Source organism: Listeria costaricensis, from assembly GCF_900183385.1.
In the GTDB taxonomy this organism is placed as follows: Bacteria; Bacillota; Bacilli; order Lactobacillales; family Listeriaceae; genus Listeria; species Listeria costaricensis.
Window position 1 is genome coordinate 1 of sequence record NZ_FXUT01000031.1, and the last position, 14,055, is coordinate 14,055.

A 14,055-nucleotide genomic window follows, 5' to 3' on the forward strand; every position below is an offset into this window, starting at 1 on the left:
ATTGCAGCAGTTTCCGTATGTGACAATAAATTGAGTACAATAAGAACGTATTTTACTATTATCTAGCTAAATATACAAATTCATCTACCAAAGACGCTAAAATTTCATATATTCTCCATATTTAAACTGTTTTTATTTGCTTATAATTCTCATAGGGAGTAAAAACTATTTCAGAAATGAATAAATATACAATAAAAAACACCTATTCAATCATACAAATAGATGTCTTTTATCTTGTCTTTCCTATTTCCGCCAGTTCTCTGGGTCTTGTTGCCATTCTTTCAAAGCGGTTAGATCTGTTTGGGCGATATAGCCGTTCTGTACGGCTACTTCAAGCAGTGTTGGGTAGTCGGTCAATGTTTCAAGCTGGACATCTGCTGCTTGTAATTTTTCGCGTCCACTCGGTAAGCCATATGTGAAAATGGCGGCAATGCCTAATACTTCCGCGCCCGCTTCCCGTAATGCTTCTACGGCTTTTAGTGAGCTACCACCAGTGGAAATTAAATCCTCCAGCACCACTACTTTTTGTCCGGCTTGGATTGGGCCTTCGATTTGATTGCCTTTGCCATGCTCTTTCGCTTTACTGCGCACGTAAACCATCGGCAAGTCGAGAATTTCGCTCACCCAGGCGGCATGCGGGATTCCAGCTGTTGCTGTGCCGGCAATGACTTCTGCATCCGCAAAATACGTTTTAATCAGATCGGCCAGTCCGTTTGCAATCTCTCTTCTGACTTTTGGAAAACCGAGTGTCAGGCGATTGTCGCAGTAGATGGGTGACTTAATGCCAGATGCCCACGTGAACGGGTCATTCGGTTGTAAAAATACTGCCTTAATGGCGAGTAATTGTTCGGCGATTTGTGCTTGCTTCATAGTCTATTCCACTCCTTTAAAACTTGTTGATAGGCGGCGGCTGGATCGGCCGCTTGGGTGATTGGCCGGCCAACAACGATTTGACTGGCTCCGTTTTGGCGGGCCTCACTTGGCGTCATGACGCGCTTCTGGTCGTCTGCTTCTCCCTTTTCTAGCCGAATGCCTGGTGTGACGCATAGGAAGTCTGCTGTTGTGGCTTGCTTGATGGCCTGCGCCTCGAATGCTGAGCAAACGACCCCGTCAAGTCCCGCTTCATAGCTCAAACGGCTGTACTTTAGGACGGAATCGAGCAGGCTCATTTGGATGCCCTGCTCCTGCTGCATGTCTATTTCGCTCGTACTGGTAAGCTGGGTCACGGCGATCAGCTTGGGACGTTTGCCGGATGCTCCTTTTTCAAGGCCGGACAGGGCGGCTTCCATCATCTGTTTACCGCCTGCTGCATGGACATTGATCAAGTCCACGCCAAGGCCGGCAAGAACTTGCATCGCACGCTGGACGGTGTTCGGGATGTCGTGTAGCTTCAAATCCAGAAAGATTTCGTGGCCGCTCTTTTTAAGCAACTCGATCAGTGGGGTGCCTTCTGCATAAAATAATTCCATGCCAACTTTTACACTTAGTGGTTCGCCCGGCATTTGGGCTAAGAAGGCTTCGACTTGTGCTTTTGAGGCAAAATCTAAGGCAATAATGGGTTGGGTCATCTTTCACTCTGCTCCTTTTTTAATGCTTGTAGCGTTTCGATTCCGTAAGCATCCATTCTCTCTGGTAAAGTTTCGATCAGTTTGGGACATATATAAGGGTCGGTAAAATTCATTGTGCCAACTGCGACGGCATCTGCACCTGCCATTAAAAATTCCAACACGTCGTCTGCCGTTTGGATGCCGCCCATTCCGATGATTGGCAGGCTCGTGACTGCGCGGACTTGATGGATCATACGGATGGCCACTGGTTTAATGGCCGGGCCTGATAAGCCACCTGTGCCGTTTTTGATGACTGGCTGACGGGTTTTCAGGTCGATCCGCATGCCAAGTAGGGTGTTGATCATTGTGAAGCCGTCTGCTCCTGCCGCTTCGATCGCTTGGGCAATGGAGACGATGTCTGTCACGTTTGGCGAAAGTTTCACATAGACAGGAACATCGGCTACTTTTTTGACGGCCCGGGTCAACTGGTGGGCCACTTCTGGATCAGTCCCAAAAGTAATGCCGCCTTGCTTGACATTCGGGCAGGAAATGTTCAGTTCGATCGCTTTTACCACTTTCGATTTACCGATCCTCGCACAAACTTCCACATAGTCTTCTTCTGTTCGTCCGGCTACATTGGCGATAATCGGGGTGTCATACTGCTCTAAAAAGCGCAGTTCATTGTTTAGGACTGACTCAAGGCCAGGGTTTTGCAGGCCGATCGCATTTAGCATACCGGATGCGGTTTCTGCGATTCGTGGTGTGGCGTTTCCCAGGCGCGGCTCGGGGGTGACTGCTTTGATCATGATTGCGCCCAGCTGATTCAAGTCGTAAAGTTTAGCGTATTCTTTTCCAAAGCCAAAGCAGCCGGATGCGGGCATGATCGGATTTTTCAAGGACAATCCGGGTAGTTCTACTGCTAAACGATTCATAGTCTCACCTCATCTGCGCGGAAAACCGGGCCGTCCTGACAGACTTTCAAGTGCCCTGTTTCCGGTGTATTTTTTTCACAAACGCACGCATAGCAGGCACCTAAACCGCAGGCCATACGTTCTTCCAGTGATAAATACGTTCTCGTTGCGGGATAGGCCTGTTTGATGGCTGTAAGCATGGGATGCGGGCCACAGCTGAAAATCAAAGCCGGGTCAAAGGATAAATACTGCGTGACATCTGTGACATAGCCTTTTGTGCCGTATGATCCGTCTTCCGTTGTGATATGAACCGTCCCGATTTGTTTCATTTCCGCTTCGTAAAAGACGTCTTTTTGGGAGGCAAAGCCGTTTACAAAGGTGACAATCCCACCGCGCGCTTGGATTTGTCGGCCAAGCTCATAGAGGGGTGGAACGCCGATCCCGCCGCCAACGAGCAGATACGGGCGGCCCGATTCGATCAATGTCAGGTCAAAGCCATGACCCAGCGGCCCGACGACATCTGCTGTCATCCCAGCTTCGAGTCTGGTCAAACTCTTGGTCCCTTCTCCCATCGCTCGATATAAAAGAGTGGCCGTTTCTGTCTCGCGGTCGATTTGGCAAAGGCTGATTGGACGGCGAAGTAGCAGGTCAGCGCGCGTCGGGCGGATCATTAAAAACTGACCGGCCGACATGCTGCGGACATTCTCCCCTTTTAGTTTCAGCTCGTAAATTTGATCAGCAATGATTTTCTGGCTGACAACCTCCATATTGGTTTGCATGGCTTTCCCTCGCTTTTCTAGGATTTATTGAACGGATTTTTGCTGGGCATCAATGGTTTCCAGATCAAATGAGCGGGACTCAAGGACGCGCAGGATCGCTTCGGCTGTGTCAAGTGATGTACAAACTGGCACACCATTTTCAACGGATTCACGGCGAATTTGGAAGCCATCTCTTTCAGGGCGCTTGCCGCTTGTCAGGGTGTTGACGACCAGCGTGACACGACCGCTGCGAATGGAATCAAGCAGAGACTCATGATTTTCTCCGATTTTTTTCACGGTGGAGACTGGAATGTTGGCTTTTTCAAGCGTTTCAGCTGTGCCGCTCGTTGCCAGAATCGTGAAGCCAATCTTGTTGAAACGTTCGGCAAGCGCGGTGGCTTCTTCTTTATCACGATCGGCTACAGTGAGGAGCACAGTCCCGTAATCATGCATGGTCGTGCCGCTCGCCACAAAGCCTTTATAAAGGGCTTTTTCAAGCGTGCGGTCTTTACCCATCACCTCGCCTGTTGATTTCATTTCTGGGCCGAGCGACGTGTCCACACTGCGCAGCTTGGCGAATGAGAACACCGGCACTTTGACAAAAATTTCATCCTTTTCAGGGGCTAAACCGGGCGTGTGTCCCAGCGCTTGAAGCGTGCTGCCGAGGATGACCTTGGTTGCCACATTGGCCATCGGGATGTTGGTGATTTTGCTTAGGAACGGGGCTGTCCGGCTCGATCTTGGGTTCACTTCGATGACAAACACTTCTTCGCCGCTGATGACATACTGGATATTGAGCATGCCGATGATGCCAAGTCCAGTTGCGAGACGCGTCGTATAATCGGCAATCGTCGCTTTGACTTTCTGGCTGAGGCGCTGCGCTGGATAGACGGCGATCGAGTCACCGGAATGGACGCCCGCCCGTTCGATATGTTCCATGATCCCGGGAATCAGGACTTCCTGGCCGTCTGAAATCGCGTCGACTTCGACTTCCTGGCCGCGGACGTAACGGTCGACGAGGACGGGGTGCTTCGGATTGACCTTGACCGCATGGCTCATGTAGTACTTGAGTGCCGTTTCATTTTCGACAATTTCCATCGCCCGGCCGCCGAGCACATACGACGGGCGAACAAGGACCGGATAGCCGATTCGCGCGGCCACTTTGACCGCTTCTTCTACGGAGGTCGCTGTTGCCCCGTCAGGCTGCGGAATATCCAGCTCAATCAGTGCTTTTTCAAATTCGTCGCGATTTTCGGCACGATCGATGTCCTCCAAACTCGTACCAAGAATCTTCACGCCGCGCGCTGCTAGTCCTTCTGCTAAATTGATCGCCGTTTGACCGCCAAATTGGACAATCACGCCGCGCGGTTTTTCCAGCTCGATGACGTGCATCACATCTTCCAGTGTTAAAGGTTCAAAGTACAGTTTATCGGAAATCGAAAAGTCCGTTGAAACCGTTTCGGGATTATTGTTGATGATAATCGCCTCATAGCCCGCCTCGCGAATGGCCCAGACGGAATGGACCGTGGCATAGTCGAACTCCACACCTTGACCGATGCGAATCGGACCGGAACCCAGCACGATCACACTGTCTTTTTCTGTCCGGATCGACTCATTTTCCTCTTCATAGCTTGAGTAGAAATAAGGTGTGGTGGATTCAAACTCGGCCGCACACGTGTCGACCATTTTATAAACTGGGAGCAAATGAGCTTGTTTCCGGTAGTCGTAAATTTCCTGCTCCGTTTTGCCGGTCAGACGTGCAACTGCCGGATCGGAAAAGCCTAGCTGTTTGACTTTTGTTAGAATTTCCAGTGAAAATGGTTCTGTTTGTAACTTTTCTTCCCATGCAATGATTTGCTGAAATTTGTAGAGGAAGAAGAGGTCGATTTTGGTTTTCTCATGTAAGGCTTCGATCGTTTCGCCGCTTCTAAGGGCTGCCGCCAGATAGAACAAGCGATCGTCTTCCGGGAAGCGGATTTTCTTCTCACGAGCTGCCGGATCGGCGGTTTCGGCATCCATCAGATACAAGTGATCCGTGCCGATTTCAAGTGAGCGGACGGCTTTTAAGATGGCCTCTTCAAAGTTTCGACCGATTGCCATGACTTCGCCGGTTGCTTTCATTTGCGTTCCGAGCCGGCGGTCACCATGCTCAAATTTGTCGAACGGAAAGCGCGGAATCTTGGCTACCACATAGTCGAGCGTCGGCTCAAAGTGGGCAAATGTCGTGCCGGTCACCGGATTTTTAATTTCATCAAGCGTCAGACCGACCGCAATTTTAGCCGCCAGCTTGGCGATCGGATAGCCTGTTGCCTTACTTGCCAGGGCAGATGAACGGCTAACCCGCGGATTGACCTCGATCACATAATACTGATAGCTGTCCGGATCAAGCGCCAATTGCACATTACAGCCGCCTTCGATTTTCAGCGCACGAATGATTTTCAATGACACATCGCGGAGCAGCTGATACTCGCGGTCCGAAAGCGTCTGGCTGGGTGCCACCACGATTGAGTCGCCCGTATGGATCCCGACCGGATCGATATTTTCCATGTTGCAGACGACCATGGCGTTGTCATTTCTGTCGCGCATCACTTCATATTCAATTTCCTTAAAGCCGGCAATACTTTTTTCCAGCAGGCACTGCGTCACCGGGCTTAGTTTCAAACCGCTTTGAACGATTTCTTCCAGCTCTGCATCGTTCGCACAAATCCCGCCGCCAGAGCCGCCGAGCGTATAGGCCGGACGCACGATCACCGGATAGCCGATTTCCGCCACAAATTTTTTCGCTTCATCCAGATTATGAATGATCTCACTTTCCGGCACGGGCTGGCCAAGCTCATTCATCAAGTCACGGAAAGCTTCACGGTCTTCCGCCTTTTTGATCGCTTCTAGGTCAGTTCCCAGCACTTCAACGCCGCACTCTTCCAGGATGCCGGCACGGGAAAGTTCCATCGCCATATTGAGCCCCGTTTGACCACCAAGCGTTGGCAGGATCGCATCAGGGCGTTCTTTACGGATAATCCGGGAAACAAAGTCGAGCGTAATGGGCTCGATGTATACTTTATCTGCCATTTCGGCATCTGTCATAATCGTGGCCGGATTGGAGTTGACTAGGACGACGCGATAGCCTTCTTCTTTCAGACTCAGACAGGCTTGCGTACCTGCATAGTCAAATTCGGCCGCTTGACCGATCACGATTGGACCGGAGCCAATCACAAGTATGGTTTGAATATCTTTCCGTTTAGGCATGGCGCATTTCCCCCTTTTGTTCCATCATTTCCATAAATTGATCAAATAAGTAATTGACATCGCTTGGTCCTGGATTAGCTTCCGGATGATACTGCACGGTGTAGGCCGGAAATTCTTTATGCGCCAGTCCTTCCACGGTTTCGTCATTGAGTTCGATATGTGTGACCGTCAAATTAGTTCCGTCAAGTGTTGCTGCATCAACCGCATAGCCATGATTTTGGGCTGTAAAATCCACCCGACCGCTCGCCAGCTCCTTCACCGGATGATTCGCGCCGCGGTGACCAAATTTCATTTTAAAAGTATCCGCCCCATTGGCCAGTGCAAACAGCTGGTGCCCTAAGCAGATCCCAAACAGCGGCACCTTGCCTTGAATACCGCGGATCATGTCGAGCGCTTCTGGAACATCTTTCGGGTCGCCGGGGCCATTTGAAAGCATCACGCCGTCCGGATGCATGTGGAGAATCTCATCAGCCGTCATGTCATGCGGAACAATCGTCACGTGGCAGCCTCGTTTGTTGAGTTCCTTCAAAATCGACCCCTTAACGCCGTAATCCACCAGTACGACACGTTTGCCTTCGCCTGGACTTGCAAATGGCTTGGAAGAAGAAACCTGACTGACCTGATCTTTCGGCAGCCGGACCGCTTTCAGATGATGAAGAAGCGCCTCAAGGTCCGCCGTTTCACTCGCCAAAATCCCCTTTAGCGTCCCTTCCTTCCGAATCATTTTGGTCAATTTGCGCGTGTCAATTCCTTGAATGCCAGGAATGCCTTTTTCCTTCAGAAAAGCATCAAGTGACATCTGTTCGCGCCAATTGGAAGGAAATTCAGCCGCTTCCTTCACAACAACCCCTTTTACGACCGGTTGAATCGATTCATAGTCATCCCGATTGACACCATAGTTGCCAACCAGTGGATAAGTAAATGTAATAATCTGTCCATAGTAAGATGGATCTGTAATCGTTTCTTGATAGCCCGTCATGCCCGTATTAAATACGACTTCTCCAATGGTTTCTTTATCCGCCCCAATGGCCTCGCCGACAAAATAGGTGCCATCTTCCAGCATTAAAATCCGTTTGGTCATTATTTTTCCCCCTCTTGATAAACCCATTCACCTTGGAACAGTGTGGCTACAGGAAATCCCGTACATTTCCAGCCGGTAAAAGGTGTATTTCTTCCTTTTGAATAAAATTCATTCGGATCGATCGCCCGTTCCGTTTCTAAGTCAATAATGGTAAGGTCTGCAAATCCGCCTTCTTCCAACCGCCCATATGGCAATTGAAACACATCTGCCGGCTGTTTCGTCATCCAATCGACCAGCTGCTTGAGCGTCCACTTGCCAGTTTTTACAAAGTGTGTGTACAGCAGTGGAAAAGCCGTTTCCAGTCCGACGATCCCAAAAGCCGCTTCTTCCATCGGCACATTTTTCTCACTCGCCGCATGTGGCGCATGATCCGTTGCAATAAAATCAATCGTCCCATCAAGCAAGCCCTCAAGTAGCGCCTCATGGTCCGCCTTGGCCCGAAGCGGTGGATTCATTTTCCAGTTGCCGTCGTTTTCCGGAATATCATCCTCATCCAGCAATAGATGGTGCGGCGAAACTTCCGCAGTCACCCGAATGCCCGCCCGTTTGGCATCACGAACCGCCCGAACAGATTCTTTCGTCGAGATATGGCAGACATGATAGTGACAGTCAGCCGCCTCAGCCAGCAACACGTCGCGCGCAATCTGAACCGACTCGGCGATGTTTGGGATCCCCTTTAAGCCGTGCGCCTCAGCAAATTTGCCCGCATGCACAACCCCTCCGTAAACCAGCGAATTATCTTCACAGTGTGCGACGATCGCTTTGTTCAGCCGACCAGCCGCCTGCATCGCTTCAAACATGGTTCCAGCCGCTTGAACACCCACACCGTCATCCGTAAAAGCAAAGGTGCCGCAAGCAGATAGCCCGTCAAAATCGACCAGCTGATCTGTCCCGAGACTCTCCGTAATCGACGCATACGGCAAGACCCGCACCTTAGCCGTTTCTTTGATCCGTTTCATTAAAGCCTGCATGGTTTCTTTGGAATCTGGAACCGGCTTTGTGTTTGGCATCGCGCAGATCGTCGTGTAGCCGCCTCTAGCCGCAGCTGCCGTCCCTGTTGCAATCGTTTCTTTATGCTCGCCACCAGGTTCGCGCAGATGAACATGCACATCAATCAGACCGGGCGCAATGAATTTTCCAGCCGCATCAAAAACTTCCGCTTCCGTCGCCTCAATATTTTCAGCAATCAACCTGATTTTTTCATCTTCAATCAAAATATCCTTCGACACGAACTCACCTTGATCATTTAATAGCTGCCCATTTTTTATAAGGTACATACTTTCATCTCCGCTTCTTTTTCATTTAGTACTGCTTCCAAAATTGCCATCCGCATAAACACGCCATTTTGCATCTGCGTGACAATCCGTGACTGTTCACTTTCGACCAGACAGCCTGCAATCTCCACATCGCGATTGACCGGACTCGGGTGCATAATAATCGCATCCCGCTTCATTTTCGCAGCTCGTTCTACCGTCAATCCAAATTGCGCATGGTAGCCGGCTTTTGAAAAACTCGCCCCGTCCCTTTGATGCCGCTCGTGTTGCACACGTAAAAGCATGATCACATCCGCCACTTCCACCACCTGATCGATGTCTAAATAGGTCCCGTAGGCCGCACACGATTCATCAAACCATTCCCGCGGCCCTGAAAAATAGATTTCCGCGCCGAGCCGTTTGAGCACTTGCATATTGGAATTCGCTACGCGGCTGTGAACGATGTCGCCACAGATCACAACCTTCTTGCCGCTAAACGTGCCAAATTCTTCCTTGATGGTAAACAAATCGAGCAGACACTGGCTAGGGTGCTGACCGCAGCCATCCCCGCCGTTGATCACATGGATATCCAGCCCTTTTAGCGGCTCGTAGTAATGCTCTTCCGTGTGGCGAATTACCGCAATGTCCACCCCGAGTGCCTGCATGGTCAAGACCGTATCATACAGCGTCTCGCCTTTTGTCACACTTGATTCACCCGGTTCAAATGAAATCGTCTCGATCCCAAGCTTTTTCTCCGCCATTTCAAAGCTGTGATGCGTCCGCGTGCTGGGCTCAAAGAACATGTTCACCGCGTAAAGCTTATGCTCATTTTCAAGCTTTCCACCCTGTTTAAAATAAGCCGCCCGATCCATCAACTGCTCAATTTCCTGCGTACTGAGATCCTCCATCGACAATAAATGCTTCATTTTCACCGTCATCCTTTCAAATGTTCTTATAGAAAGGCCTCTTCTAGAAGGTTGCTAAAAGAGGCCAGATGTCTTTATTATGCGTGTTTTCTCTCCGGGATCAGAAGGTTCAAGATGATCCCAACAAGTGCTGCCATTGCCATACCGGAAACCTGTACGGAGCCGATTTGAACAAACAGCCCGCCAATCCCGATTACAAGAACAACAGAAGTAATAATTAAGTTGCGATTTATATTTAAGTCAATTTTGTTATCGATCATCATTCGTAAGCCACTCGATGCGATGACTCCGAAAAGTAGCAGCGAAATGCCGCCAAGAACCGGCTGTGGTACAGAGGTAATGATGGCATTGATATAACCGATAAAGCCGAACAAGATGGCACATACAGCCGCCCCGCCGATGACAAACACACTGTAAACGCGCGTAATCGCCAGAACACCGATGTTTTCACCATAAGTTGTTACAGGAGGTCCCCCAAGGAAGGAGGCAATAATCGAAGCGGTTCCGTCAGCAAGAAGCGAACGGTGCAAGCCCGGATCTTTAAAGAAGTTGCGGTTGGTAATTTTATTTAAAACCAGCTGATGGCCCATATGTTCCGCCATTGTCACAAAGGCAAGCGGCGCCATACTCAAAATGACCGTCACTGTCACCACCGGATCCGCGTCCACGAAGGGAATCGTAAAGTCCGGCACTTGGAAGAAACTCGCTTCCTTGATCAGCGTATAGTCGACCAGACCAAAGCACATGCTGGCCACATAGCCCACTGCAAAGCCAAACAGAATCGGAATGAGTCCGAGGAAGCCTTTGAAGAAAATCATCGCAATAATTGCTGCGGCAAGCGTAATGAGGGCAACAGCCAGCGCTTCCCAGCTATAATTTTCCACGCCATTACTTGTCCCCATCGCCATGTTTGCCGCACTTGGCGCTAGGCTCAGCCCGATCACCATAATGACCGGCCCAACAACAACCGGCGGCAATACTTTTTGAATCCAGTCCACGCCGGCATAATAGACGATTAAAGAAACGATTGCATAGACGACCCCAACCGAGAAAGTCCCGACCATGACAGAGCCTGGCGACTGATCCTTCAGCATAAACTGGGTGAGCGGCGCGATAAAGGCGAATGATGAGCCCAAGTATGCCGGAATTTTCCCACGTGTGATGACTAAATAGGCAAGTGTTCCCAGCCCGCTTGAAACAAGGGCCACGCCTGGACTAAGACCTGTCACACTCGGTACAAAGATGGTCGACCCGAACATTGTGAATAAGTGCTGAATACTAAGAACAATCCATTTGCTGAATGCCGGTCGTTCGTGAATATCTAGAACGGGTTTTGTTGTAGTTTGCTGTGTTTCTGACATTTTTTCTCCCTCTCTCCATAAAAAAACTCTTTGCCAGAAGTTTCTGGCAAAGAGTTTACAGCTTTTTTATGCAGAATGGACGAAGGCTTTCCTCGCACATCCTCATGAAATCGCACTCTTTGTCAGCCTCTCTGGACTGCTTTTAAAAAAGTGTTGATAAATTATTTAAAAATCATGACGGCATCTTGTTCATGATCGACTTCTGTCAAATGAACCTCAATGCGTTCGTCTTTTGAAGTCGGAACATTTTTCCCGACAAAATCGGCTCGAATGGGAAGCTCCCGATGCCCGCGATCGGCCAGAACAGCCAATTGAATTTGTGCAGGCCGGCCCACATCCATCAGCGCGTCCATTGCGGCACGCACCGTTCGTCCGGTGTAAAGAACATCATCGACCAGTACCACCCGCTTATCTTTCAGCGAGAACGGAATCGAGGTCCCGTTTAGTGAAGGCTCCTGTGTCTCTTCATTTTTGTAGCTCAGATCATCCCGATAAAGCGTGATATCAACGTCTCCAACAGGCACCTCGGTATCTTCAATCATCTTGATCCGTTCGGCGATCCGCTGGGCAAGATAAATCCCGCGCGTCTTGATGCCGACAAGCGCCAGATCTTTCGTCCCTTTGTTCCGCTCGATAATCTCATAACTGACACGCGTGAGGGCGCGTTTGACACCTGCTTCATCCATCACAACAACTTGTTCTGACACAAAGATCATCCTTTCCATATAAAAACCCCTCTGCCAGATTAGGCAAAGGGGGGATCATCCGTAAAAGTATACACGCATAGCACGTGTTTTTACCGTTTCCCTTCCTAGCCTCTCTGGACTAACTTAAAGGTTCCATATGTTTTTCACTGTATCAAGCTTAACTGAAAAGCCGCTCCTTGTCAATCATCAAATCAGATTTTTTTGCTTCTTTTTTGCCGCCAAAATTTCCCGATAAAAAGCCGCCCGCCTAGAAAGACCAACAGACACAGAAAATCCAGCAGCAGCATCTCCCAGTGAACCTGCGCCCTGTGAACCGCAGCAGTCACCTGCCCAAAACCAGCCAAATGAGGCACCTCTGCTACAATCTCAAGCCACTTAAACGGCCCTACAGATATGACATGCGACTGCCATCCGTCACGCCATAAACCACCGGAAAAACAAAAAGTGTCAGAGGAAAACCTGCCATTGTCAGAACAAAAGTTTTCCTTTTTTCATGCTGCATACCTCCTGTTGATGTAAGCTCACCTTCATTCTATCATCAAACTGTGTTATAATAGCTAGCGAAAGGAGCCTGATCACATGGCAAAATCAAAAGCAAAGAAGCAGCGTGAAAAATGGATGCGCGAAGGACATCTTAATCCTGAAATAAAGCGCAGTCCGTTCCACGCACTCGACCTTCATACCCGCGTCACCAAAACAAAGAAAGACAAACTCTACCAAAAGAAAAGGAAAAGCTTATCCCGTTACGATGCTGAGGATGGCTTTTTTATTTCCCCTAAAACCAAGCTACCTTTCCTACTCAACTAATTTCCCCGTTAATTGATACCAATCTTTCTTAATATCCGCTGCTATAAGCGCTTGTTGTCCCATTTCCAATGCCTCAATAATTTTCTTCACTTTGTTATGAGTTTTTATCTTTTCGCCTTTTATCCAATTTACTTCACATAAACAATATTGGCTTTCTAAAATCATAAGTAGATCTTTTTCCTCAGTAGCAAGTCGATATACGATTTTAATTACTTCTTCAACCTCTAAATATCTTTCTTGAAGCCTTAAATAGGTGCAGTAATTATAAAAAGTATTTCTTTTTAGCCTTTTTGTATCACCAAAATTATCATAAATTTGATAGTATTTATTTAATCGCGCTAGGATGAGTAATATAATATCCTCGTCAAACATAAATAAAATATTAGATAATAGCAAAACATCGTTATAATATAAGGAATCTTTCTTTTTTAATCTATTCCATATTTTCAGAAATTTCTCCCGTGCAAGTGATAAATTGTTTGTTTCTTGCAAAATGATATAGCCGCCAATCATATGAGATAAATCTACTAATATCTCACTACCTTCGTCATCTATTTGTTGATTTATTTTCCATTCAAGCTCTTTTAAGGCTTCCGTATTAATTGAAACTCTAATCTTTCTTAATTCGTCCATGAATTCATTTAAAGGATAATCATGATATCCTCTTCTTAAATACTCAAATTCACCTATATTCATAGAAAGTCTTTCAACAAGTTGAATCACCGTTTCATAGTTTGAACCATGTTTATTATTTTCTATCCTATACAGGTTCGTTCTCGTCATTAAGCCCTCATAAAGATTTCGTGAACTCACACCCGAATTTTCTCTTATTTCCTTGATTAAATCGCCAATCTGTCTTCTATTTTTCATCCCTTGTCACTCTCCACTCACATTTGTTTTATTTTGTAACATTCTTACAATTATCTACTTTAATATGTTAGAGTAATAACCGTCGGGAGGTGAAATTATGTTATCTTCAATCACTGTTATGATTTATTACATTTTTAGCTAATGGAATAAATCACGTATTGGAGAGCCAGCCATCTCATTTCACTCATCCCAAAGAAAATGAAATGGCCATCAATATAATCAGCTCTCATTTTAGTATAATATACTGAATAAAAACTGTGAAACATAAAAAGATGTTCAGTTTTAAAAATAATTGACATTTCACACTCCCGACATATTTTTTGAAAATAAAGGATTAAAATAGAACTTAAAAGGAAGCATGTGCCTATCTATTCTTATTAATGGCTTTGGCATCTTTCTTCTTATAAAAGCTGGTGATTATATAACTTGTATCAGTAAATTGCTTAATACCAATATTTTAATAGATTTATCTTAATAAGAATGCAAAATTAATGCAAAAACTATTATTTTATATGAGATCCGTATTGTAGTTTTTTACTTCTGTAATAAAATTAAGACTTACATTAGTAAAAAGAAACTGCACTGAAA

12 protein-coding genes are annotated in these 14,055 nt (G+C 47.4%); 1 reads left to right on the plus strand and 11 read right to left on the minus strand.

Translation table 11 applies throughout. The features are described from left to right. Positions 1-243: 243 nt before the first annotated feature. The 10 genes from pyrE to pyrR form a co-directional block, all read right to left on the minus strand. Positions 244-870 (minus strand): orotate phosphoribosyltransferase, encoded by a 627-nt coding sequence (pyrE, locus tag CS921_RS14925; RefSeq protein ID WP_099225299.1) that lies wholly within the window; start codon positions 868-870, stop codon positions 244-246. Continuing rightward, positions 867-1,568, minus strand: coding sequence for an orotidine-5'-phosphate decarboxylase (gene pyrF, locus CS921_RS14930; RefSeq protein ID WP_099225301.1), 702 nt, complete (start codon positions 1,566-1,568; stop codon positions 867-869). Before pyrF ends, pyrE begins: the two co-directional genes overlap by 4 nt. Beyond that, entirely contained in the window at positions 1,565-2,479 is a 915-nt protein-coding gene (locus CS921_RS14935) for a dihydroorotate dehydrogenase (RefSeq protein ID WP_099225303.1), read from the minus strand. The genes pyrF and CS921_RS14935 overlap by 4 nt, the downstream gene beginning before the upstream one ends. Next, positions 2,476-3,237, minus strand: a complete 762-nt coding sequence (locus CS921_RS14940; protein ID WP_099225305.1) for a dihydroorotate dehydrogenase electron transfer subunit — start codon at positions 3,235-3,237, stop codon at positions 2,476-2,478. Before CS921_RS14940 ends, CS921_RS14935 begins: the two co-directional genes overlap by 4 nt. 24 nt (positions 3,238-3,261) lie before the next feature. After that, positions 3,262-6,462, minus strand: a complete 3,201-nt coding sequence (gene carB / locus CS921_RS14945) for a carbamoyl-phosphate synthase large subunit (protein ID WP_099225308.1) — start codon at positions 6,460-6,462, stop codon at positions 3,262-3,264. Then, complete coding sequence (locus tag CS921_RS14950) at positions 6,455-7,543, minus strand: carbamoyl phosphate synthase small subunit (RefSeq protein WP_099225310.1); 1,089 nt, start codon at positions 7,541-7,543, stop codon at positions 6,455-6,457. Before CS921_RS14950 ends, carB begins: the two co-directional genes overlap by 8 nt. Then, positions 7,543-8,820 carry a dihydroorotase gene (locus CS921_RS14955; protein WP_099225312.1) on the minus strand — a complete coding sequence of 426 codons (1,278 nt, stop codon included), beginning with the start codon at positions 8,818-8,820 and terminating at the stop codon, positions 7,543-7,545. The genes CS921_RS14950 and CS921_RS14955 overlap by 1 nt, the downstream gene beginning before the upstream one ends. Then, a complete protein-coding gene (locus CS921_RS14960) occupies positions 8,808-9,722 on the minus strand; it encodes an aspartate carbamoyltransferase catalytic subunit (protein ID WP_099225320.1) in 915 nt (304 codons plus the stop codon). Before CS921_RS14960 ends, CS921_RS14955 begins: the two co-directional genes overlap by 13 nt. Positions 9,723-9,799: 77 nt before the next feature. Next, positions 9,800-11,083, minus strand: a complete 1,284-nt coding sequence (locus tag CS921_RS14965) for a solute carrier family 23 protein (RefSeq protein WP_099225314.1) — start codon at positions 11,081-11,083, stop codon at positions 9,800-9,802. Between the two features lie 161 nt (positions 11,084-11,244). Further along, the gene (gene pyrR / locus CS921_RS14970) at positions 11,245-11,790 is read right to left on the minus strand and encodes a bifunctional pyr operon transcriptional regulator/uracil phosphoribosyltransferase PyrR (RefSeq protein ID WP_099225322.1); all 546 of its coding nucleotides are present in this window, start codon (positions 11,788-11,790) and stop codon (positions 11,245-11,247) included. A gap of 579 nt (positions 11,791-12,369) precedes the next feature. Here pyrR and CS921_RS14975 point away from each other — a divergent pair. Next, positions 12,370-12,597, plus strand: a complete 228-nt coding sequence (locus CS921_RS14975; protein WP_099225316.1) for a hypothetical protein — start codon at positions 12,370-12,372, stop codon at positions 12,595-12,597. Here the strand turns inward: CS921_RS14975 and CS921_RS14980 are convergent. Next, complete coding sequence (locus CS921_RS14980; protein WP_099225318.1) at positions 12,586-13,467, minus strand: helix-turn-helix domain-containing protein; 882 nt, start codon at positions 13,465-13,467, stop codon at positions 12,586-12,588. The two genes, CS921_RS14975 and CS921_RS14980, sit on opposite strands and share 12 nt — an antisense overlap. Between the last annotated feature and the right edge of the window lie 588 nt (positions 13,468-14,055).